The organism is Candidatus Thermodiscus eudorianus (assembly GCA_015521085.1).
Classification (GTDB): Archaea; Thermoproteota; Thermoprotei_A; order Sulfolobales; family Acidilobaceae; genus Thermodiscus; species Thermodiscus eudorianus.
Genome location: WAOW01000001.1, coordinates 14,598 through 36,935 on the forward strand (window position 1 = coordinate 14,598; position 22,338 = coordinate 36,935).

The window sequence follows — 22,338 nt, forward strand, 5'->3', positions numbered from 1 at the left end:
CGGAGGAGGAGTTAGCGTGTCTTCAACTTATACCTTCTCACGCCTCTCTCATCGACGGCCTCGATATAGCCGGCCTCGGCCAGCTTTTTCAGCCTCCTGTACAGGGGCGTCTTGGGTATCCCCGTCTCCTGCATTATCTCGGTAGCGGTCTTAGGCCCGGCTTCTAGCGCTTTTAGGATGGCGGTATCCCTGTCGTCTAGCTGCCTCGTTATTGTACCTGTTGTATCGACTTTGACTCCGCCTAGCCTCTTAACGTATCGTCTATAGAGAACCCATGAAGCAATAAATATAGTTATAAATAAAACTGTTATAGCTATATATTTATGCCAGGGCCCCGGAAACACGCTAGCGCCTCCGCTAGTCGCCGCTCCATAGCCTCTGGGGGAGCCTTGAACCCTAGACGCGATGGAACTGGGTAGAACGTAGTACTTCACATAGACCACTCCATCCTCGAACTCGAACCCCGTCACGTTACCAACGGAAACGGGCGCTGGGGTGGGCTCCATCTCGACGGGTACTATGGGGTCCGATAGCACTACAATGGTATCGCACTCCGTATCCACCCTTAGGATCCAGAGGGTCCCCTCCTTACGGGTGAGGTTTAGTGTATAGTAGGAGAGGGTTATACTGCCGTTAGCGTACGTGTCTATCACAGCTGTAGTATCATTATACTCTATGGGGGGAGGGGTCCCGCCTTCGTCTACAGCGCTCAAATAGAGGGCAGGGCCCAGCAAATCGACAGTTACGCTCGACGGCGCGTTATCCACCTCTATTCTCTCCTCTACGAGAACGCTTCCATCGGGGTAGACGTGTAGTAGGACTAGGCTACACTCGTTATAGCCGTGGAGGGAGTACGAGACAATACCATAAAATATTGATATAAATATAATGGTGTACATGGCTAGGCTGTAGAGCAGGGTCTCTGCACGGGCCGGCAAAGACTACCCCTCTCCCCGCAGATATACCTGGAGCCCTCAAGATACAATAGCACTACCATCGCCTCAGAGCCCTCAAGCCGGGGGCTACAGCTAGTACCCGGGAGCTGGCAGTGCGAGCCTCCACGCCCTAAAAGCCTGAGAGGGACCCTCCAGGCCATCTATCCTCTCTGGCCTACAGCCTCGGGTATGTTATCCCTGATCCAAGTCATGGCGTGGTCGATCTTCTCTATAAGCCATCGGGGAGCCTTGCAACCGAGCGAGTGCTTAAGCATGGCGAGGTGTCTATAGGTCTTAGCCGCCTCGTGGACCACCTCCTCTCTAGACACGTTGCCCCCGTCGAGCGAGGCCAGTAGGTGGCGTAGTCTTGCCATGTCCCTGTCTATCTCGACGGAGACCACCGAGTACACCCTAGCCCGTTCGACTGCCACGAGCTTCCTCATCCTCATGGTTGCGGTGTTTATCTTCCTCACGTGCTCTATAGCCTGCTTAGTAAACGCGGACTCCCTTATCTCCTCTGTGGCGTTTGTTAGCGTGTCAACGGCTAGCGCTATGTAGGCGCTGGCGGCATTCGTATTGTTCTCCTCAAGCGACTCTATTGAAGCGTTTATATAGGCTATGCTCTCGTTCACCGACTCGACTAGCGCTTCGAGGAGGCTCGTATAGTTGCTATAGCCTGTCCTAGCCCCCAACCTATACTCTACCCGTGACAGGAATGCCTCTAGCCTGGATAGCTCCTTGAGGATCGAGTCTAGGCGGAGTACTGCCACGCTAGCGTTGTCCTCTTCAATCAGCTTCATCGTCTCATTTAGGCCTTCCGTGATCCTCTCCAGCCCGATGTCAAGCCTCTTTAATGCCTGGAGGTGTGCATTGACTAGGTGCAATCTCCCGGATAACTCCATGTAGACGAGCCTCGTTAGTCTTCTAATCGAGTAGTCTGCGCCTCTCAGGATTATCTTAGCCTTTCCCAGATCCCCATTCTCTGCGGCGCGGCGGGCCTCTTCCAGGCTAGCGTTTACTTTCTCGATGCCCGCCTTGAGCCTATCGACCTGTGGCCCGCTCACGTTTAGGTTGATTATCATGGTGGAGAGGCGGCTGAGTACCATCTCTCTAGCCGCTATTGCCCTGAGTAGCAGTGTCTTCTCCGCCTCGGCCTTATATTTCGGCTCCAGGTGGCTCCAGACGTATCTAACCACCGGCATGAACCTCTGAGAGGCTATCGTGGCATGTCTGACCGCGTCCTTAATCCGGCCCTCATCGAGGGCCCTCTCGGCTCGTTCAAGCAGGGTTATCGAATCGTTTATACGGTCATGCATCGCCTCTGGAATGGTTATATTGTGCTTGTTGGCCAGTGCAAGAGTCTTATTTATAATCATTGATATCTTTTTAATGTATAGTCTGGCGGCTAGCCTGGACTCCGCCAGCGGTTTCCCATCTACAACGCCTGCCGCCTGGCTCGTGTGGGCGATGTAGCTGTTTATAGGGTATGCCATCGTTGATAATAGGAGCACTGCCACCAGGAGTATCCCAGTCTTCCCCGAAGCCATTCCACGCTCCCTCCCAGCTCGTCTACAGTAGTGGGGGCCCGTGCTAGATTAGGTGCTCGGCGGGAGGAGTCCCGGGACCGCTGGGACAAGGAATAATTATAACTATAACCGATATATCAGGGGCATGGCTCCGAGCGACGCGGCGCCAAGGGAGCTGGAATGGAGGACGGCAACCGGGTAAAGACGGCGGTCTACGGGGTACCAGTATTCGCCTACATGTACACCATCGGCAGTGTAGGCTTCTGGCTACCACTCTACGTCAAACTCCACGGATTCAGCTACCTGGAGGTGCAACTCCTAGCCACAGTCTACTTCATAATCCTAACGCCATCAACAGTAATAGCCGGCTGGCTCACCGACAAAACAGGCAGGCCCAGCATAATCGCCTCCACGGGCATGCTTCTCAACGCCGCCTCGATACTACTCATGGCCCACATAGTAGAGCCACTCCCCCTAATGGCGGTGAGAGTAGTCCAGGCACTCGGCCTATCAGCGGCCATCCCAGTGGCACTGGGAGCCCTGAGCCTCGCACTCGGAGTCTCCCAGGGAGTAGGCTCCAATGCGTTCATAATGGCCTCCGGGATGTCACTAGGCTCCGTGCTCGGAGGGCTAATCATAGAGTACCTAGGGTTCAAACCCATGTTCTACTCGGCGGCGGCGATAAGCCTCATAGCAGCCCTAATCTCCCACGCCACAGACTACCCCAGGGTCCAGTCGAGGATAGACTTCAGCGAGGCTCTGAGGAGAATACCGGCGAGCGTATGGCTCGTGCTAGCCGGGCTCGTGGGTAGAAACACCCTAGCCACGGGAGTATACTCTATCCTAGCGATACTGTTCAACCAGATACTCGGCTTGAGCCTAGTAGAGACGGCCCTGGCCCTGGCAGTGAACCCCATAGTACAGTCCCTGGCAAGCCTCTACATCCCCAAGAGAGTCGAGGGGAGGGAGCTAGCACTATACTCACTCGGTATATCGTCGACCGCCATAGTATTCATGCTATACTACATAACCGACAACATAGCCACGGCAGCCATCGCACAGACGGTCCAAGGCCTAACATATGCGCTCATAAACATATCCGGCAACGTATACATCATATCGAGGACCCCCAGCGAGATAAGATACACCGCGAGCAGCCTCTACGGGTTCGCCTTCAACCTAGGCTGGGTACTGGGGACCCTAGCGGCGGGCGCCTTCATGCAACGCTACGGCCCGATAGCATGGCTGAAGCTAGCCATAGCACTGCTCCCGCTGATAGGGCTAGCAACCTATGTAGCCGGTAGGAGGGCAGAACGGGGCCTAGCCCATATAGCCTAGCCTCCCGAGGGACTCCCTCAGATCCTCTATAAACCGGTCCTCCCCCTTGCCACCTCTATAGCACACGAAGTTGGCGGGCCCCTGGTAGTAGCCGTAGACCTCGTAGCCTTTAGCCCGCAGGAGCGAGGAAGCCCTCGCCAGGGGTTTCCCCAGGTTAATGCTCCACGCGCACCCTGTGCGTTCCCGGCTAAGGGAGTCTCTGTAGACTAGGAGGTTCACCTTGTCGGGAGCCTCCATGGCCATTATCCTGGCTATTGTCAGGTAGTGCCTGCCCTCCCCCTCGGCCACGGCCACCCTGATACCGTTTTCCTCCGCTGGTTCCAGGCTCTTGTAGACGGAGTCTAGGGCTGCCTCTGCCTCGGCCCTGTAGGTTGTGAGTAGGACGTCCTTCAACATCGCCTTACAGGGGTCTGGATCGGCCTCGATCAGACTCCTGGCGGCCTCCGAGTGGACTGCGGGCTGCGACATGCTAGTTATCCCATAGGCCTGCATTGCGCACTCGCTAGCTATCTGGTAGTCTCTGTTATGGTCCAGCCCCGAGAGGCTCATGAGGGACTGGTAGACCCTGTTTCCGCGGGCCATGTCGCCCATGAGGGCGACTATGCTGGAGGCGGCTAGGAAGGGATGGGGGTTCCCGGTTATGCTCGATACCAGGCTGGCGGTTGTGGGCCAGTTAGCCCTGGGGTCTCCCCGGGGTGAAGGGTTGAGGAATAACACGTTGGGCCTCCTGGGCAGCCTGTGGCTCCACGAGTTGTCGATAACCACCACGGGCGCCAAGACCATGGGCGCTAGCAGGTCTATCTCGACTCCACTCCACCCTGTGCCTAGTAGTATGAGGCTCTTCGCCTCTCTGGACTGGATCGCTAGCTGTTCGAGTTGGGGGTGCCCGGGCTTCCATGTTGTCGTGGACTCTATAAGCACCTCATCCACGCCGCCACGGTACCTTAATGCTATTAGCGTTGATATCAGGCCGTCGGGGCTCCAGCCGTATACGAGTAGCGGCTTCTCCCTTAGAGCCTCTAGGGCTTCATCGATCACGCCGCACCGCCTACAACTGGCTTGCTATAGCCGGGTTGCCCGTTAGTGCTGTTAGTATGCTCCGCAGGATGTCTCTCCTCTCCGCGAATCTCCAGAAGGCGATGGCGGCTAGTATGACGCCTAGTATCGCGTAGGGGATTAGGGCTATCAGTGTCACTACTAGGAACCACGTCTTGACGCCGGCTTCGATGCTTAGGTGCGTCTTCCCATCTATTTCTTCGAGCCTCAGCCTCCATTCTATGAACTCGTCGATCACTACCTCGCCGTGGCTGGCCTTCTTAGCGTATACGCCTCGTTTACCTAGTTCCAATACAAGTTTATCCATGGATAGCCCCTCGTCTAGGGGTATGAGCCTGTAGTATATGCGTAGGGACCTGGACAACTCGGAGTCCTCCTCCCTAATAACATATATAATAATCAATATTATAACTAGTATAGTTACCGCCAGCATCATCATGGGCAAAAACGCCCCCATCAGGAATCCATACACCGCAATCCACCGCTCAAGACCCTTAAACCCCTCCAATATAGGCAGACCCAGTAAAATAAGTAAACCACGCACACAACGCAAACCCCTCGGGGGTGCCTACAAGAGTGCTAATCACCGTGATCGGCGGAGGCGGGTCATATCCGCCGCCGGGCTACGGGGGTCCCTCAATCCTAGTCGACACAGGCAGAGAGAAGATGGCGCTAGACTGCGGGGAAGACTGCCTAACAGGACTCCTCCAAGCCGGCTACAAGCCATGCGACATAGAAGCGGTATACATAACCCACATACACTTAGACCACTGGTCAGGCCTCTTCCCACTAAGCATAGCCAGGATAGCAGAGGGATGCCCCAGCATGAGGATATCGGCGGAAGGCGAGGTCCTAGGAGACCTCGAAGAAGCCGTGGCGGGGATCCTACCCAGGTCTATAGACGTGGAGCTTCTAGAGCCCGGGAGGCTCAGCCTAGAAGGGCTAGAGATAGAGGCGTTCAAGGCCAGCCACACAGTGCCGGCCTATGGCATGACAATAAAAAGAGGCGGCGAGAAGCTGGTCTCCTACACCGGCGATACAAGGCTCGACAACCGCGTGGTAGAGGCCGTGAGGGGCACCGAGATCCTCATAGGCGAAGCCACCCTACCTACACGGCTAGCCAGCATAGCCAGGAAAGAAGGCCACATGACTGTTAAAGACTTCATAGAAATAGTGAAGAGGGCGAGGCCCCGATACGGGATAGCGGTACACTTATCCCCAGAAAGCCTGGCAGAGCTCCGCAACGCCATGGCCATAGGCGAGGCCCCGAGGGGGACCCTTATCGGCTCCCGAGGCCTCCAGCTATCCCTATGAGGGTCCCTCTCGTGTCATTCCTACCCCCGGGCGCGTCGATAGTAGCGAGGCCGTGGGGGAGGCCGCTCGTCGAGATAGACGAGCCCCTGCCCCTGATAGGCACGGTATTCATAGGGGTGATAGACAGGGGCACCAACATCCTCCAGGTCAGGCCAACAACCCTCTGCCCACTGAACTGTATATTCTGCAGCGTAGACGCCGGCCCGAGGAGCAGGTGGAGGCGGAGCGAGTACCAGGTCGGGGACCCCGCATACCTGGCGTCATGGGCCGGGGAGATAGCCAGGTACAAGGGCGGGGGAGTAGAGGCGCTTGTCGACGGCGTCGGCGACCCATTCACCTATCCACGCCTCGTGGAGCTAGTCGCCGAGTTGAAGAGGAGCGACGGGATAAAATGGGTCGCCGTGGAGACCCATGGATGGGGGCTTAGGAAGGACCTCATAGACCGGCTGGAGGAGGCAGGCCTAGACAGGGTTAACCTCAGCATCGACACGCTAAACCCCGGGAAGGCAAGATACCTGGCAGGGACCTCCTGGTACGACGTCGAGAGGGTCAAGAGGCTAGCCGAGTATATCGTGAGGGAGACGAGCATAGACCTCCACGTGACGCCGGTCTGGGTGCCCGGCCTGAACGATGAAGACGTCAAGAACGTCGTAAGATGGGCCTACGGGATAGGGGCCGGTAAGAGGTGGCCCCCCGCCACGATCCAGAAGTATAACATACACAGGCACGGTAGGAGGCCCCGGGGCGTCAGGGAGGTTTCGTGGAGGGAGTTCTGGGCCTGGATAAGGAGCTTGGAAGAGGAGCTGGGCCTAAGGGTCTCGTGGAGCATGGAGGAATGGGGATTCAGGAAGGCCCCACGAGTCGAGGTACCCTACAAGAAGGGATCCAGGGTCAGGGCCAGGGTATTGGCTCCAGGCTGGCTCAAGGGGACTACGACTGGAGTAACCCTCGACGGTAGGTGGCTGCTGACCCTGCGCGGCGAGGGCTATAGGCCGGGCAGCATCGTGTCTACAGTGGTCGAGAGCGTGAAGGACACCATAGTGATTGCCAGGCCAGTGTGAGTTAAGTTAAATCCATGGAGAGCCCACCTGTAGTGTGATGGGTGAATGCGTCCTGGCAGGCAGGTACGGGCCAGTCCTATTCATAGTGCTATCCGCCCTGGCGATCTCCACGATGGTCAACGCCCCAGGCATACTGGTCGGCTACGGGCTAGTATTCGTTGTCGAGTACTATGCGCTCCTAGCCTATAGCCCCGGTAGAGGGACCCTTTACTTCCTAGCCGCACACCTGCTAGCCCTGCTGATACTCCTGTCGACGAAGTCGATATTCCTAACAGTAGCAGTCGCCAGCATACTCCTAAGGACCCCCGCCCTCTACATCCTAGGGAGGCTGGGGAGGAGGCTTGGACCACTGGGCCTGGCACTGGGCCTAGCAGCCCTGGAGCAGATACTAGCCCTAACAACCGCGATAGCATACTATGGCGACGACGGCATACACACGGGCCTCAGCATATACGGGGTACTCCTAGCACCCTTCACATACATGATGTACAAGTTCACACGGCTACAGCCAGACTCCACAGCCGCTATAGCCGCGGCGGCGTCGCTACTAGGATACTGGTTGAGCCTATACGCCTTCCCCGTCCCGGCACTACTGGCCGGGGCCCTAGCAGGGCTCGCACTACTGGCCCTCTCAGACAGGATAGGTGCTAGGCCAGCAGCAGTGACCGCGGTGGTACTAGTCCTAGCGGGTGCGGCTCTGGGAGGGGTAGCGCTCCAGTACAACGCCAAAGCCGCCTTCTACCCCTTCAATCCCCACAGCTGGTCGGGCGACAGATGGGCTCAGACCCCGGGGACCCAGTGCCCCTACACGGGGAATGTATTCGAGAACACCCACTCGCCGGCCAGGCTCCGTATAATAGGGCAGTGCGTTACAGTCGAGGGAGTTGTGAAGCCGGTCCCCAATATAGCTGGGGACGGTGACTACTGCTTCGACCTCAAGGTGGCAAACGACTCGCTACTCGGCATTGGTAACCTCGTGTTGAGGCGTGGAGGCCTCCACGTGGAGGTGGTCCCCAGCGACCACTATAAGGTCCTAGGCCCAGTAGGCGGGGGCGTATGCCCCGGCGATAGGGTGCGTGTGACGGGCGTGTTCGTCGTCGACACGGACCATGGGATGTGGAGCGAGATCCACCCAGCCTACAAGATAGAGGTCATAGAGAGGGGAAGCGGCAAGAAGTGGCCCGACTGTATAAGGGGAGTGGAATACGAGGGAGGCTAGCTTGGGTAAATGCGGCATCCAAGCGCTACAGAGGAGTCTGGAGGCGTTAGGCCTCGACACGCTCATCCCCGCGACACCGCGGCCCGGTGATCTAAGCGACTATGATAACTGGCGGTCTGTCGCCGATATGTGGCCTCTAAACATAATAAGGGCCTATAAGGGAGAGGCGCTGGACCTGCCGAGCCTGGTTGTCTACCCTGAGAGCGTCGAGGACGTCACGCATATAGTGAGGCTCGCCGCATCCCACAAGGCATGCATAGTCCCCATATGCGGGTTGAGCAACGTCGTCGGGAGCACCACGCCAGGCGAGTGCTGTGTAGCGGTGAGCCTCTCCAGGCTCGACAAGATACTAGAGTTGAGGGAGGAGGACAGGCTAGTCGTTGTAGAGGCTGGATTGAAGGTCTCAGAGCTGGAGGAGTGGCTGAATAAGCGCGGCTTCACGCTAGCTTACAGGCCCCAGTCCGAGAGGCTGGCCTGTATAGGCGGTAGCATATCAACACTGGGAGCCGGCGCCTACTCGCCCGGGTATGGCAACATAGAGGATGTAGTCCTCTGGCTCGATGTAGTCGACAGGCGTGGAGAAATGATCAGGGTTGGTAGCGACAGGAACCCCAGAGGCCTCATACTCCCCGGAGTGAACAACGTATTCCTAGGCGCCGAGGGCGGATACGGTATAATCGTCAGGACAGGGTTGAGGGTCAGAGAACTACCCGAGGAGGAGGCAGACCTATCCTATACCCTGCCATCCTTCGCCGACGCCATATCGGTAGCCCGGAGAGCTTACTCGTGGAGCACACCGCTAATGATGAGGATCCAGGACTCCAGCGAATCACTACTCCACTACGGGATCGAGGACACAATGCTACTAGCCAGGATAGCGGGCCCCCGTAGCATTGTAGAGGGCCAGAGGCGATACCTGGAGGCGATTATACGGGCTGCCGGCGGAAGGGAGGCCCCAGGCCTTGTCGAGAAGTGGTGGAGGAACAGGCTCTCCTACGCCGGCTCCGTCAAGACGGTGCTCGACATGGGGCTGGCCTTCGACACGATCGACCAAGCCGCCTACTGGAGCGTGCTACCCCGCCTCCACTCCCTCCTCCTAGAGAACCTAGCCAGGATAGAGGGGGTGAGCCTTGCATTCAGCCACGCCTCACACTTCTATCCAAACGGGGGGAGCCTATACACCACGGTCGTCTTCGAGAGGGACCCTCAGGTGTACTGGAGGGTCTGGGACGTCGCCACGGAAACCGCCCTCAAGGCCGGGGCTTCGATAGTCCACCACCACGGCTTCGGCCTCTTGAGGAGGAGGTGGGCCGCCTTCGAGTATGGAGGGTCCCTCAAGCTAGCCTGTGCGGTTAAGCGCGCCCTAGACCCCGGTAACCTGTTCAACACCCGCTCTAGCCCCGCATCCTACTGCGGAGGGCTGGTCGATGGCGGTAGACAAGCATGACGTGCTAGTCGTGGGCGCGGGTATCGTTGGCGTGTTCACAGCCTACAGGCTGGCCCGGGCTGGCTATGGCGTGTTGGTCGTGGAGAGGAGGGAGGAGGCTGGCTGGGGCGTCACCGCCAGGAACGCGGGAGTAATCCACGTGGTGCAGCTGCCTTTTAACAGCTTGAAGAGCAGGCTGTGCGTGGAGGGGAACCTCCTATACCAGAAGCTTGACAGGGAGCTGGGCCTGGGGATCAAGTGGACGCGCGCCTTCATAGCCTCTACAAGGGCCTGGAGCGCGTTAACGGCTAGAATAGTCGGATCAATACTGAGGCGTAGACTCCCGAGCCATACAGTTAGGGTTGTGTCTGGCCGTGTGGTGAGGGAGTACGAGCCTCTTGCGAGCCGGAGCATAAAGACCGCCGTGATGGTCGAGGGCTACGGGGTTGTGGACCCCGTCGCGCTGACCCAGAGGATAGCCGCGTTAGCTGGGGAGCAGGGCGCCGGGGTAATGTACTCTGCCCCCGTCTACGAGATCTCCCTCGTAGGCGAGGGGGTCGTAGTCGAGGCAGGCTCCAGCACTATAAGGGCACGGGCGCTGGTAAACGCCGCGGGCCTAGACGCCGATACAGTGGCCTCCCTCTACGGCGATACCTACGAGATCATACCAATCCGCGGGGTTATGACGATATACGACTCGGCCAAGCCTGAGAACATACTCGCATGGCTCAGGCTAGAGAGAAAGCGGGAGACGAAGGGCGGGGGCATAATACCGCACCCAAGGGGCGTTCTATTGGGTCCAAACTACGCGGGGGCCGCTGACAAGGGCGATTACAGGTATAGCGAAGCCGATGTCCGGGAGCTGAGGAATAGGTTCCAGCCACTGCTGGATGCAGGTCTTGAGGGGGACCCCGAGGTGTTAGTCGGCCTCAGGCCCACGGTGGCCTCTAGGGACTTCATAATAGAGTATAGTGGGAGGACTAGGAGGATCGTTAACCTCGTCGGGATAGAGTCGCCCGGCTTGACGGCGGCTCCAGCCATAGCCGAGACCGTCTACTCCATGGTTTCACGAGTCTTACCCTAGTAATACCCTCTAGGCCCACACTTCTAGGCCTGGGGTAGTAGGTTTTGACGCTCGACATCTACGCGATCGCCTTGACAGCCCTCCTAGCCCTTATACCAATACTGTTCTACGCGGCCGTGGTAGCCTATGGGAGGAGGGGCTACAAGCTCCTAGAAGGGATAGCGTTGTCGAGGACTCTCAAGCCCTTCTCCAGGAGGATCCTGGAGGGCATGGCTCGCAGGGGCAGGCTTGCATGGCCTACCGCGATCAGAGTCCTGGAGGCCTGGGGCGATGCCGGGCTAGCCCAGCTACTCCTCCCACACTCGTGCCCTGGGAGGGAGTGTATCGAGGGGCTGAGGAGGCTTGGCTACTACGAGTTGATCACGGCTTCCCATTCAAGGGGGTGTAGCGTCGACGAGAAGATCCTCGACGAAGCTATTGTGTTCCATGTGTTGTCAGGCCAGGAGAGCTATGCCGAGGCGGCGGGCTACCAGTCACCCAGACCCGGGGTCGCGGCCCTCTACTGTGGCGAAAACGTGGTAGAGGTATGGGATGGTGCTCGAACACTATCCTCAAGAAACCTACCAGCAGGAGCCCTGGAGAGGCTGAGGATCCACGTGTCCCCGCGGGCGGTCGAGGGCACGGTTAAGCCGGGGTTTCTAGCGAGCTGGGGATGCATGGAGGGCGATGAAGCCTCCGAGTACATTGGCATGGCGTACCCGGAGGTCCCGCCTAGCATAGCGGCCATATCATACCATCTAGGCATAGAAGGGTCCAGGGCCGAGGTCGTGGCAAAGGCCTTCTCGGCCGCCGTCAAGATCCTAGAAGCCTCGGGTGCCCTGCCCTACACGGGGCTACCCTCCTGGATAACGACCCTTGTAGAAGACTCAGCCACGGCAGACTGCGGGATCGACCGTGGGACCATAGTGGTCACTGACAAGCCGAGGGCCAGGTGCCCCATCTGGCTCCCCAAGACTATAGAGGCAGGAGGCCCTATGCCGGAGGGCGTCGACTCACGGGCATGGGCCAGCATACTCTCACTAGCCTACAGGAGGGGAGACCACTCCTCGATAAGAGGAGAGTGGAGCTGGAGCAGGGACCTCGCCGAACTACTACCAAGCCTCCTACGAGACTCCCCAGACCCGCCTGTAGAGGGGGGCTTCCAGGTGAGGCCTGAGCACGTTGGCATGCTGAGGGCCACTAAATACAATGTAGTATATGATTGTATACGCCCGGTCAAGTACTGTGCCAGGGCAGCCGGGCTCAAGCCCCCTGCAGAGGTTCTCGTGAAGCCCAGGGTCCTCACTAAGTCACCCTTCCTAAGGGGGCCCATAGAACCGGTTAGAGCAGCCTATAGGGAGTGGGGCGGAGGACCGACCCTCTACATCGTGCCCAGCAGGATCATGGCCCGGGCCTCTTCGAATGCTCTAGGCCTGAAGCTGCTGGAGGGTCACCGGGACGTCGATGAATGGATGGATTCCGGGCTTGACGCAGTAGCCTCCTGGGACGTAGTCCTTGGCATGCCGTGGTCTGTGAATGGGGCTCCCAGGGTTGTGCTGGTCTACCCCGAGGCCTTCCCTGGGAAGCCAACTGGTATAGGCGAGGTCGTCGAGTGGGTGAGGAGTCTCTCCAGCCAGGTGTCGAGGCTCCTAGTCTCAAGGCTCGCGTACTACCAGGACGCCGAGCTAGTCGGTACCGGGGAGGTCGAGCCGGAGCCCACCGTCGAGATCCGGAGGGACTGGGTCGTGGAGGAGGCTCAGGCCGTGTTCTCCGAGTACTGGAGCGGCTACAGGCTGAGGCCCTACCAGGAGACTACCATAGCTGCGGTAGTCGAGATGACTGCCTCCAGGCCGGGCCAGCCAGTGTTCACGATACTGCCGACGGGTAGCGGTAAGAGCGCGATATTCCAGGTGGCCGGGATGCTCTCCAAGAGGCTCGGCTATGGGGGTTACGTGCTAGTCGTATCCCCGCTCAGGGCACTCATGAGGGATCAGGTGGACAACGCTAGGAGGAGGGGGTTCACAGCTGAGAGGATAGACGCGTCGGTTACTGGTAAGAGGAAGAAGCTGGTGGTCACGGCTGCTAGGATGGGTGCATTGGATCTCTTATACGTTACGCCGGAGAGGTTCATGGACGAGGAGTTCGCTAAGCTACTCGCCGAGGCGCCCCCGGCTCTAGTGGTCTTGGACGAGGCCCACACGCTGGCCAGATGGGGTCCCTCCTTCAGGCCCTCTTACCTGCACGCGGCTAAGATGCTGGCGGATCTCCGTGAGACTGAGGGCTGGCCTCCCATTGCCTTATTCACTGCTACAGCACCGCCGGACGTTGTCGAGAGCGCGCTTGCCAGTATAGGGTCGCGGCCGGGCGCGACGATACCCATTAACTTATCGGGGGACGAGGGCGGGGGCTTTAGCTTCCCCGAGGAGGGAGCCCTGGTATTTAGAGGACCTGTCGTGAGGCCGGAGCTGGTATTCGATGTGAAACCCGCCCCTGGTGATATCGAGAGGGTTGACCTGGCCGGTAGGACTGTCAAGGAGCTGGCGAAGTGGGCTAGTGGAGTGGATAAGCGGTGGATCGGCATTGTATACACGGGGTTTGTGAAGAGGACCCGTAAGGAGTGGGAGAACGCCGATTACCTGGCAGAGCTGCTATCGGCGAAGACTGGTCTCAAGACGATCAGCTATCACGGCCAGCTCTCGTCCCGCGAGAGGAGGCTCCGAGAGAATAGGATCTATGAGGCTAGCGTGGCCGGGGACCCCCTGGTCGTGGTGGCTACCAAGGCCTTTGGGATGGGCGTCGATATACCGAATATCCGCTGGGTCCTGCACTTCACCTCCAGCGATAGTATAGAGGACTACTACCAGGAGGCTGGTAGGGCTGGTAGGGATGGCAGGGAGGCGAGGATAGTAGCGTTATACAACCCGGCGGACTTCGACGAGAGAATCAGGATGGCGAGGGCCCAGAGGACCACTCCATCGGCCGTGGCATCAGCTTACAACACACTCCTAATGCTGTGGAGGAGGATACGGGAGGAGGCCGGGGGGAGCCCCACGCTCGTGATCCCAACGCCACTCATACATCCCGACCCGTTGAGCGTCAAGTCGATTAGCATGCTCCAGAGGCTCGGCTACCTGGACTACTGGGTAGTGAGGGTCCCTCTAGCCGCCTACAGGTTCAAGAGGGGCGAGGACCCGGCCTACTACCTCCCATGGTATATGCATCTAGGCCGCGGGGTTGTTATCGGGCCGGAGGAGAAGCTCAGCGGTGTGGCGGAGAGGGTCCCTCTCAGATACTATAGGTGTCCCTCGCTGGCAGGCGGGTTCAGGCCCTTCAAGATAATCGCTGGAAACCTCACCGTCTCGGCTGGGGACTGCGGGGAGCTACTCGACATGGGCGAGGGCAGGGGGTATAACGTGGTTGTGGCCAACCTGTCCCTCGACCGCGACCACGAGCCCATAGAGTACTTCCCGGCCAACGAGTACAGGATGCTCGTATCCGGTATGTGGCAGGACGAGGAGAAGGTGGAGGCGCTCCACAACCTGATGGAGAGGGCCGTGGAGGCCTCTAGGAAGTACCCTGGCATGGTGAACGAGGTCATACGCAGGGGTCTAGAAGAATACTTCTCGAAGCCCCTACTCCTACCGGCCAAGGAGCCCCCGCCAGGGCTACTGGGGGCCAGGGAAGCCTGTCCAACCCTGCAGGAGTGCATCGACAATATAGTAGATGCTATGGACCTCGCGGTGGAGTGGATCGGGGATAGGGGAGTCACTCTAGCGGTCCAGGGCGAGGAGTGGGTCCCGTTAATACTCAGGCGGTACACGGCGAAGACCGGTAGACCCTTCCATGGGAGAACTAAGGGGGCCTACAACAGGGTGGTCTCGGCCTCTAGGAGGGGCTGGATGCACTTGATGGACTATGGATTCATAATAGCGGTGGTTAGGGGCGTTGGTAAGCCGAGCGTGCTGATAGACAGGCTCAAGGGTTACCCCTATGCGGCCCTCTTCATATACAATAAGGCCTAGAGGCTGCACCTATCCTCTAACACTACGCCCAGCTTGCTGTAGCCCTCTCTGATGGCCTCGCATATCTCCCTGTACTCGTCTTCTAGGCCGTGCTTCTTAAGGGCGACGACGCCCTCCACTATATAGAAGATTAATATGTCGAATTTCGTCTGGGCCTTCTCCTTGATTATCCTAGCAGCCTCCTCGACGCCCTTACGGGTCAGCTTGTACATTATCCGTTTACCACCCCTTACATTGGACACCTCGACCCCGGCAACCGTTATCAAGCCCTCCTCCCTCAACTGTTCGAGCAGCGGATATAGCGTGCCCGCGGCCGGCTTCCACCGGTTCCTGGTTATCTCCTTTATCCTCCTCATGATTTCGTATCCATGCATCGGGCCGTCGAGGAGTATCCTTAGGACTAGGTTTCTCAGGGTCTCCCTATAGGTGCTGGAGGCCTTCCTGAGCGCCTGTACCCTACTCGTCAATCCACCCTACCTACGTATATGATTCGATATAACAGGGCGTGATATATCTTTATGCAACTAATGGGGGCTCCTAGACTGGCGTCCATCCCCATCCGCCTCCGACGGCGTCGGCAATACCAGCCCTCTTCACAACCCCCACTTACAACCTAACCTATACCTCTAGAGGATATTTAGACTCGGCCCTTAGGCGTTAGAGGAGGTCAGACACGCCGACCTCCGAGGCCTCAACAGTTAGAGCCGCTTCCAAGGCCTCATAGGCCCCCCTACACTTGGGCACAACCACCCTCCCTATGCTACCAGCCTTGTAGAGTAGCACTATCGAGGGTCCCCCAGGAGTCTCGTAGAGTAGCCCGCCCACATCCTCGTGGGACGAGTGAACGGCATAGAGTAGACTTGCCCCCTCCTCGGCTACAGCTAGGCATGGATACCTGCACCTGCCCGTGCTCGACGATCTGATGTAGAGGATCGTCCATGACCCCCTCTCAGCGACCTCGTATGTCACAGGTACGGTGATCCTTTCTACAAGCTCTGGCAACGGCTTCCCGGGGCTGCCCCTGGAGGCTCTCAGTAGCCAGGAGAGCTCTCCGGCCATTATAGAGGATAGGAGTGACGCGTCGCCACGTATAGAGCCCGGGCCAATTGTTAACCCTGCATGGTATGATGCCGCCAGCAAGGGCCACACCCTGATATCGGCGATCGACTCTAAGGCTACGTGGAGTAGCCTTGAGTGGAGTATCTCTGGATCGCCTGGTATAGCCTTCCTAAGGCCCTCTATGAGCTTCACCTGCTCGTCCAGCCGCTGCACGCCGTAGTATACGTCGGGATCCCTCTTCGAGACGGGATCGGTTGCGGCGTCTAACAGGATCTCGTAGAGCCTAGCCGCTAGCGGCGCCAGCTTACAGTATATCCTGGCTAGTGCCCGGCTGGTATTGTGCAGCGTTGCCATCCATTCTATGCATCTCTCAGAGGGCCTGTAGTTGTTGATGGTAACGAGGCTACGGGTTACAGCGCCATTATACCTCTTCCTCAGCATGTCGGAGGCTATGTTATAGGTCTTCACTAGGGCGACGCAAGGATTCCCCTCCCTGACGACACGCCCCTCCGAGGATATGATGTACTCCCCGTCGCCTATCTTGAGGTGCACGCCCGTAGTGGGGCCCGTCAGCTTCGCCCCGCCAGCCTCCAGATCTACCTCTCCCGTGGAGGCGTTGTGCCGGGCGTGTAGCCCGTACTTTATCGATGCAAGTAGCAGGTCACTGTCACTACACTCAAGCAACCTATCCCTGCCTCGGGTTAGTTATTACTTGCCGGGCGGCAGTTTAAATCCAGGGGGTTGCCCGGGGGATGGCGCTTATATTGGCGGGTGGGGGTCTAGGCCCTGGCTACCAGGGCAGGATCCTGGAGGGGGTATTGGCTAGGGCTGACGTCGTGTTCGTTGAGACGTACACGGTGCCCGGTAGCGGCTGGCTGGTGGAGTATGCTAGGGGGCTGGCTGGTGATAGGGTGTTTGAGGCGACGCGTAGCCAGTTGGAGGAGCTGGCCTCCAGAGTCATAGAGAGGGCTAGGAGAGAGTTGGTCGTGGTCCTGGTGCCGGGGGACCCTCTGGTTGCGACGACGCATAGGAGCCTCATAGCGATGGCCTCAACCGAGAACGTGGAGTTCAGGGTGATACCCGGCGTCTCCGGCGTCTGCGCCGCTATGTCCTTAAGCCTCCTGGACTTCTACAAGTTCGGGAGGACCATAACGGTGCCCGGCCCCTGGAGAGGGGTCAAGGCCTACAGCATACTAGACTACATATACTCTAACGCGTGCATAGGCCTACACACGCTCGCCCTCCTAGACATATCGCCCGGCGGCGCGCAACTAGACCCTGCTAGTGCAGCCCGCATCTTAACGGGATTAGAGGGCGATATGGGGGAGAAGCTAGTCGCCCGTGCATCGGTTATAGTGGTCGAGAGGGCTGGCCTCGACAGCGAGAGGATCACCGTCTACGAGTCTCTTGCGGAGCTAGCGGGGGAGGACGGGGATTGGAGGGAGCCAGCCAGCATAGTCATACCCGGGTCGCCCTCCCCCATAGAAGCCGAGCACGTCGCGCAGGCATACGGTAGGGTATTGAGGGGCATAGACAAGGATTCAGCTTGTTCTGCCAGAGAAGCCCTCTATCGGTTTCTTGATAACGGTTAGGTACGCCTCCAACCTGTCTCCCCGTGCTAGCGCCCGGACCAGGTCGCGTCTCAGGTCCCTAGCAGATTTACTGGCCCTGACCATCAAGGTCCTCCCATCGACATAGGTGCTTTTCCTAACTATCATACGAATCCCGTCTTCGAAGCTGAGGCCGGGATGCCCGGACCCCACTATAGAGTCGCAGACTTCCTCCCTGGCGCTACACAATACTAGGACTATGATAGACTCGGGATCGCGGGCCCGCGCCTTGAACCACCCCGGCAGGTCTCCCACGGCCAGCTCGCTCCGCACCCCGACTATACAGTCGCCTCTGGGTGTCAGGTGGCTTTCACGGGTCAGTTCCAGGGTCGTCTTGTGGAGCGCCTTGACGTTCTCGTGGCCCCATGCGGTGAAGACTATCCACTTGCCCTCTATCTCCCTCACGCTAACCACCTCTACGAGCCACTCGGGCGTCGACAACGTATATTGCGTGTCCGGGACTATAGTCTAGGACCCTCTTCACGTTGACGATATAGGCTGTGCAGCCGTGCTTGGCCATCGTATCCTCTATAATCCTCCTTGCCCCGCTCTCGTCGCCAGAGATCACGTATACGTGGATAACCCCACCGTTCCTAACTAGTTTGCATGCGGCGTCGAGGAACTCTACACTCGACTTGGGCAGGTTCATTATCACGCGGTCGAAGACGCCCCTGAGTATACCTGGTAGGCTTCTAGCGTCTGCGTTTATGTAGACGACCGTGCCCTTGAGCCTGCTCTTGTTCAGCTTGAGCGACTCGGCCGCCAGCTCCAAGGCGTCAATGTTTAGGTCGACTCCAACTGTCAAGGCGCGGCGCGCCGTGGCTATGTGTAGCGGGAAGCCGCCTATCCCCGTGAACATGTCCAGGACCATCTCTCCGTCCTCAACTAGCTGGGCCACTCTGTGATGCTCGGAGGCTAGACGCGGGTTGTAGTAGGCCTTGCTTATATCGACGTAGAACCTAACCCCATACTCCTTCACTATAGTCCTGGTCACGCGATCCCCGGCAAGGTGTACTAGGCCCGCGACTCTTTCAAGCCCCACAGTCTCCCTCTTGAGCCACACAGACCTTATGCGCGGATTCACGGCTAGCAACTCCTCCGCGGCCTTCCTATACTCCTCATAGGGTACTCCATGGGTCTGGCTAAACACGGCTATGTCTCCAACTTGCCTGAAGCTCTTGATGGCTGATGACAGCCTCTTAACTCTCCTTACAGTCTCGAACTCTCCCGTGCAGGGACTAGCCTCGACTCCGGACTCCCTAAGCCTCTCCACGGCCTCGACGGGCTCCACCACTGGCAGGGCTATCGTGGAGCCGCCTCTCTTCATCTTCAGCTCCTCATTGTAGAGCCCCAGCTTCTTCAGCAGCCTCCTCGCCTCCTCTGCCTGCCTCGGCGGCACCTTTACGCAGGGGGATTTCGACTCCAGCTCCATCTCCCAGCGCTATTACCTGGCTTGGTGGAGGAATTATTAGCTAGGGCGACGCCTCTGTTACATCCTGGGAAAGCCTCTTGTCCACGGGCCAAGTAGGGATTGTAGTCAAACCGGATAGCGCGTTGGCCGAGAGGGTTGCTATAAGGGCTGTGAGGGCGCTCAAGGAGCTGGACGCTAGTATATACGTGGAGAAGGATACTGCCGAGGCGTATCCCAGCCTCTCGGTCTACCCGGTGTTCACCCTGGATAATCCACCCGAGAAGCTGGTGGTTATCGGGGGCGATGGCACTCTCCTCAGGACGTTTATGAAGATGAGGGACCCTTCCAGTAGCGTCGTGATGGCTGTTCGAGCCGGTAAGAGGGGGTTTCTGCTCGACGTAGAGTCGTATGAGGTGGAGGAGAGGATCGAGGACTTCATGAACGGCGAGTATAGGGAGGTAGTGTACCCGAGGCTCCAGGCCGACCATCCCGGCGGCTCGGTCTGCGTGTTGAACGACGCTGTGCTTGTAATGGATAAGGCGAAGCTCGTCAGGCTGGCCGTCTACGTTGGCGGGGAGAGGATCATGGGCATCGACGGCGACGGCCTCATAATATCCACCACTGTGGGGAGCACCGCCTACAGCCTCAGCTCCGGTGGCCCCATTATAGACCCTAACCTCCAAGTCATAGTACTAACCCCCCTGAACCCGGTTCAGCTTTACTTGAGGCCGATAGTGCTACCGCTTGAGGCGGTGGTTGACGTTGAAGTCAAGCAGAACAGTAACCCCCTGTGGATAGTGCTGGATGGACAGGAGGTCCATCCCTTACGGCCTGGCGATACCGTTAGTGTCAGGGTGTGCGATTCCCGGGTTAGGCTGGCCAGGTTCCGGTGGTGGGAGAACTACTATGAGAGGTTGTACACGAGGGTGTTCTCGTACCTGTAAATAAATAATAAAAATTATTTTAAGGGTTTGTATTTCTCGACCTGCAGGTCCCTGAAGCCAGCCTTAGTGTAGAAGTCGCTGGCTATTGTGTTCCCAGCAGGGTAGACAGCGGTTATTATCCCGGCCCCCATGTCTACAGCGGCCTTCATCGCCTCGTCCAATAGTATGCTTCCGACCCTCTTCCTCCTATACTTCGCCCTCACGTAGAAGTCTGTTATGACGGCCTTCTTTCTGGGCTCGTAGAAGATCCTATCCTCTATCTTGAGGATTATTACTCCGGCGATATCGGCTGTAGCCATGTCAATCGCAACCAGCACCTTGGCGTCCTCGCTCTTCACAGCCCTCTCAACGTATTCCCTGGCGACCTCGTCGAGGTTCGCAACGGCTTTGAAGTGTGGATCCAGCTCTTCGTTCAGCTGCTTCAGCCTAGCCACAAGCCTAGCCACGACGTCTATATCGTTCTCGACCGCTTCCCTCACGAATATGGAACTCATCTAGGCTACACCTCCCTCAGATACACACTAGAGTACTCTCTAAACTTCAGCTTCTTGTAGAAGGCCTCGGCCACGAAGTTCTTAGCGGGGAACTCGGCCGCTACATGGGTTATCCCCATCTCGGCGAACCTATTCCTGGCCTCGTCCACCAGCCTTGAAGCTATGCCTCTACCCCTCTTGGATGGGATAACGTAAAGCTCCGTTATCACTCCGATCTTCCCCGTAGCTAGAACCGGGTTCTCCCTGATCTCGGCGCGTAGGTATCCGATGAGTTCGTTGTCGCATACTGCGACTAGCGTGAGTCCGTCTCCCTCGATGTACTTCTTGGCGACTTCTGCCGTGGCCTCGTCTATGTTCTCGACGGTCGCCCAGGCCGGGTCGAACTCCTCGTTGAAAAGGTAGAATCTCTTGATCAGCTGGGCTAGGGAGTCGGCGTCGGACTCAAGAGGCTTCCGTATATAGAGTGCGGGCTCGTACACTGCATCACACCTCCACGTCTACTCGTAGTCTACAGGAGGCTTCGGTATGTAGCCGTCCTCCCACAGTAACTGATACTTCTTCCTCGCAGTTGATATTATTATCTGAGCCCTCTCCAGCTCCTCCTTGTAAGTCGTGGTCCTCCTAGCCACTCCAAGCTCGACGGCCTTCACGGCGACAGCAGCAGCCTCCCTGGGGTATACCTCCCACTCCTCCATTGTGGGCAGTATGTAGTCCTCGTGGATTCCCTTCTCCCTCGCATACTTAGCTAACTCCTCCGCCGCTGCGATCGCCATCTCGTCCGTAACCGTCTTCGCCCTGACGTCGAGCACGCCTCTGAAGACCGCTGGGAATACTAGGCTGTTGTTGACTTGGTTGGGGAAGTCACTCCTTCCAGTCGCCACTATCCTTGCCCCGGCCTCCTTGGCCTCCCACGGCCATATCTCCGGGACGGGGTTCGCCTCTGCGAATACAATGGCGTCCTTAGCCATCTTAGCAACCCACTCCTTCTTGATAACTCCGGGCCCCGGCTTGCTCGCCGCTACTATGGCGTCGGCTCCCTCCATGGCTTTGTCTATCGGCGCTCCGGGGGGTAAGCCTCCTCCCTTAGTCTCTATGGCTATCCTGTACTTCCACGGGTGGTTTATCATGAGCTTGTCTATATCGGTCCTGTCGGGGTGCAGTACGCCCTTGCTATCGAGCACCATAATGTTCTCTGGCGGCACGCCGTAGAGCTTCAGGAGTCTGTAGAGGGCTATGTTAGCCGCTCCAGCGCCGAAGAGCACGATCCTGGACTTCCGTATATCCTTGCCGACCAGGTAGAAGGCATTTATCAAGCCAGCCAGGGTCACTGCCGCGGTTCCCTGCTGGTCGTCGTGCCATACGGGGATCTCAAGCCTCTTCCTGGCCTCCTCTAGTATGTAGAAGCACTTGGGGCTCTCTATGTCTTCGAGGTTTATGCCCCCGTAGGAAGGCTCGACGGCTTCGAGCAGTTCGAGGAACTTCTCGGGGTCCCTATTCCTGTGTACTAGGGGTACGGCGTCTACCCCGCCTAGGAACTTGAATATGAGGGCCTTTCCCTCCATGACTGGATATGCGGCCTCCGGCCCTACCTTCCCGAGTCCAAGCACCCTGGTGCCGTCGCTCACTACTGCTATCGTGTTCCACCTGCTGGTCAGCTCGAAGCTCTCGTCGGGGTCCTTGCTGATCCTTCTTGAGGGCTCTGCCACGCCGGGCGTGTACCATATGGCGAAGTCCTTGATCCTCCTGACTGGGACTTTCGGTATGATCTCTATCTTCCCCCCGTAGAATTTATGTAGGTTGACGCTTAGGGAGTACCAGTCTATGGACTCTTTCTTCTCGCTCAACTCAAGCGCCTCCAGT

The 22,338-nt window shown here is 58.1% G+C and carries 20 protein-coding genes; 9 read left to right on the forward strand and 11 right to left on the reverse strand.

Annotated elements, in window-relative coordinates:
• Positions 1-11: 11 nt before the first annotated feature.
• Positions 12-938: a helix-turn-helix domain-containing protein gene (locus F7C38_00110; protein MCE4599956.1), complete on the reverse strand. Its 927-nt coding sequence runs from the start codon at positions 936-938 to the stop codon at positions 12-14.
• Between the two features lie 158 nt (positions 939-1,096).
• Positions 1,097-2,482, reverse strand: coding sequence for a hypothetical protein (locus F7C38_00115; GenBank protein ID MCE4599957.1), 1,386 nt, complete (start codon positions 2,480-2,482; stop codon positions 1,097-1,099).
• Between the two features lie 159 nt (positions 2,483-2,641).
• Here F7C38_00115 and F7C38_00120 point away from each other — a divergent pair, with 159 nt between their 5' ends.
• Positions 2,642-3,799 carry an MFS transporter gene (locus F7C38_00120; protein MCE4599958.1) on the forward strand — a complete coding sequence of 386 codons (1,158 nt, stop codon included), beginning with the start codon at positions 2,642-2,644 and terminating at the stop codon, positions 3,797-3,799.
• Here the strand turns inward: F7C38_00120 and F7C38_00125 are convergent.
• Both F7C38_00125 and F7C38_00130 read right to left on the reverse strand, forming a co-directional pair.
• Positions 3,782-4,837 carry a hypothetical protein gene (locus tag F7C38_00125; GenBank protein MCE4599959.1) on the reverse strand — a complete coding sequence of 352 codons (1,056 nt, stop codon included), beginning with the start codon at positions 4,835-4,837 and terminating at the stop codon, positions 3,782-3,784. The genes F7C38_00120 and F7C38_00125 overlap by 18 nt on opposite strands.
• A gap of 10 nt (positions 4,838-4,847) precedes the next feature.
• Entirely contained in the window at positions 4,848-5,363 is a 516-nt protein-coding gene (locus F7C38_00130; protein MCE4599960.1) for a hypothetical protein, read from the reverse strand.
• A 68-nt stretch (positions 5,364-5,431) separates the two neighbouring features.
• On the opposite strand from F7C38_00130, the gene F7C38_00135 reads away from it, so the two are divergent.
• From F7C38_00135 to F7C38_00160, 6 genes are read left to right on the forward strand one after another with little or no spacing between them, the layout of a single operon-like run.
• Positions 5,432-6,169: an MBL fold metallo-hydrolase gene (locus F7C38_00135; protein MCE4599961.1), complete on the forward strand. Its 738-nt coding sequence runs from the start codon at positions 5,432-5,434 to the stop codon at positions 6,167-6,169.
• Positions 6,170-6,180: 11 nt separating this feature from the next.
• Positions 6,181-7,230 carry a radical SAM protein gene (locus F7C38_00140; protein MCE4599962.1) on the forward strand — a complete coding sequence of 350 codons (1,050 nt, stop codon included), beginning with the start codon at positions 6,181-6,183 and terminating at the stop codon, positions 7,228-7,230.
• Positions 7,231-7,267: 37 nt separating this feature from the next.
• The gene (locus tag F7C38_00145; protein MCE4599963.1) at positions 7,268-8,449 is read left to right on the forward strand and encodes a hypothetical protein; all 1,182 of its coding nucleotides are present in this window, start codon (positions 7,268-7,270) and stop codon (positions 8,447-8,449) included.
• A 1-nt stretch (position 8,450) separates the two neighbouring features.
• Positions 8,451-9,896, forward strand: a complete 1,446-nt coding sequence (locus tag F7C38_00150) for an FAD-binding oxidoreductase (protein MCE4599964.1) — start codon at positions 8,451-8,453, stop codon at positions 9,894-9,896.
• Complete coding sequence (locus F7C38_00155; GenBank protein MCE4599965.1) at positions 9,877-10,959, forward strand: FAD-dependent oxidoreductase; 1,083 nt, start codon at positions 9,877-9,879, stop codon at positions 10,957-10,959. Before F7C38_00150 ends, F7C38_00155 begins: the two co-directional genes overlap by 20 nt.
• Positions 10,960-11,003: 44 nt before the next feature.
• Positions 11,004-14,960: a DEAD/DEAH box helicase gene (locus F7C38_00160; GenBank protein ID MCE4599966.1), complete on the forward strand. Its 3,957-nt coding sequence runs from the start codon at positions 11,004-11,006 to the stop codon at positions 14,958-14,960.
• Here the strand turns inward: F7C38_00160 and F7C38_00165 are convergent.
• Together F7C38_00165 and F7C38_00170 are read right to left on the reverse strand one after the other, a co-directional pair.
• On the reverse strand, positions 14,957-15,427 hold the full coding sequence (locus F7C38_00165; GenBank protein ID MCE4599967.1) for a PadR family transcriptional regulator: 471 nt from the start codon (positions 15,425-15,427) through the stop codon (positions 14,957-14,959). The two genes, F7C38_00160 and F7C38_00165, sit on opposite strands and share 4 nt — an antisense overlap.
• A 190-nt stretch (positions 15,428-15,617) precedes the next feature.
• Entirely contained in the window at positions 15,618-16,703 is a 1,086-nt protein-coding gene (locus F7C38_00170; protein ID MCE4599968.1) for a hypothetical protein, read from the reverse strand.
• A 68-nt stretch (positions 16,704-16,771) separates the two neighbouring features.
• Here F7C38_00170 and F7C38_00175 point away from each other — a divergent pair, with 68 nt between their 5' ends.
• Positions 16,772-17,611, forward strand: a complete 840-nt coding sequence (locus F7C38_00175; GenBank protein MCE4599969.1) for an SAM-dependent methyltransferase — start codon at positions 16,772-16,774, stop codon at positions 17,609-17,611.
• Here F7C38_00175 and F7C38_00180 read toward each other — a convergent pair.
• Both F7C38_00180 and F7C38_00185 read right to left on the reverse strand, forming a co-directional pair.
• Positions 17,561-18,034, reverse strand: a complete 474-nt coding sequence (locus tag F7C38_00180) for a DUF371 domain-containing protein (GenBank protein ID MCE4599970.1) — start codon at positions 18,032-18,034, stop codon at positions 17,561-17,563. The genes F7C38_00175 and F7C38_00180 overlap by 51 nt on opposite strands.
• Position 18,035: 1 nt before the next feature.
• A complete protein-coding gene (locus F7C38_00185) occupies positions 18,036-19,061 on the reverse strand; it encodes a class I SAM-dependent methyltransferase family protein (protein ID MCE4599971.1) in 1,026 nt (341 codons plus the stop codon).
• A 77-nt stretch (positions 19,062-19,138) separates the two neighbouring features.
• Here F7C38_00185 and F7C38_00190 point away from each other — a divergent pair, with 77 nt between their 5' ends.
• Entirely contained in the window at positions 19,139-19,984 is an 846-nt protein-coding gene (locus tag F7C38_00190; GenBank protein ID MCE4599972.1) for an NAD(+)/NADH kinase, read from the forward strand.
• Between the two features lie 14 nt (positions 19,985-19,998).
• Here the strand turns inward: F7C38_00190 and F7C38_00195 are convergent, their stop codons facing one another.
• From F7C38_00195 to F7C38_00205, 3 genes are read right to left on the reverse strand one after another with little or no spacing between them, the layout of a single operon-like run.
• Complete coding sequence (locus tag F7C38_00195) at positions 19,999-20,478, reverse strand: GNAT family N-acetyltransferase (GenBank protein ID MCE4599973.1); 480 nt, start codon at positions 20,476-20,478, stop codon at positions 19,999-20,001.
• A gap of 5 nt (positions 20,479-20,483) precedes the next feature.
• On the reverse strand, positions 20,484-20,957 hold the full coding sequence (locus F7C38_00200) for a GNAT family N-acetyltransferase (GenBank protein ID MCE4599974.1): 474 nt from the start codon (positions 20,955-20,957) through the stop codon (positions 20,484-20,486).
• 18 nt (positions 20,958-20,975) lie between these two features.
• Entirely contained in the window at positions 20,976-22,322 is a 1,347-nt protein-coding gene (locus tag F7C38_00205; protein MCE4599975.1) for an NADP-dependent malic enzyme, read from the reverse strand.
• Positions 22,323-22,338 lie beyond the last annotated feature (16 nt).

Coding starts and splice junctions, on each gene's coding strand:
- F7C38_00115 (MCE4599957.1), bottom strand. CDS start 2,482: ATGGCTTCGGGGAAGACTGGGATACTCCTGGTGGCAGTGCTCCTATTA.
- F7C38_00175 (MCE4599969.1), top strand. CDS start 16,772: ATGGCGCTTATATTGGCGGGTGGGGGTCTAGGCCCTGGCTACCAGGGC.
- F7C38_00195 (MCE4599973.1), bottom strand. CDS start 20,478: ATGAGTTCCATATTCGTGAGGGAAGCGGTCGAGAACGATATAGACGTC.
- F7C38_00120 (MCE4599958.1), top strand. CDS start 2,642: ATGGAGGACGGCAACCGGGTAAAGACGGCGGTCTACGGGGTACCAGTA.
- F7C38_00185 (MCE4599971.1), bottom strand. CDS start 19,061: ATGGAGCTGGAGTCGAAATCCCCCTGCGTAAAGGTGCCGCCGAGGCAG.
- F7C38_00155 (MCE4599965.1), top strand. CDS start 9,877: ATGGCGGTAGACAAGCATGACGTGCTAGTCGTGGGCGCGGGTATCGTT.
- F7C38_00145 (MCE4599963.1), top strand. CDS start 7,268: ATGGGTGAATGCGTCCTGGCAGGCAGGTACGGGCCAGTCCTATTCATA.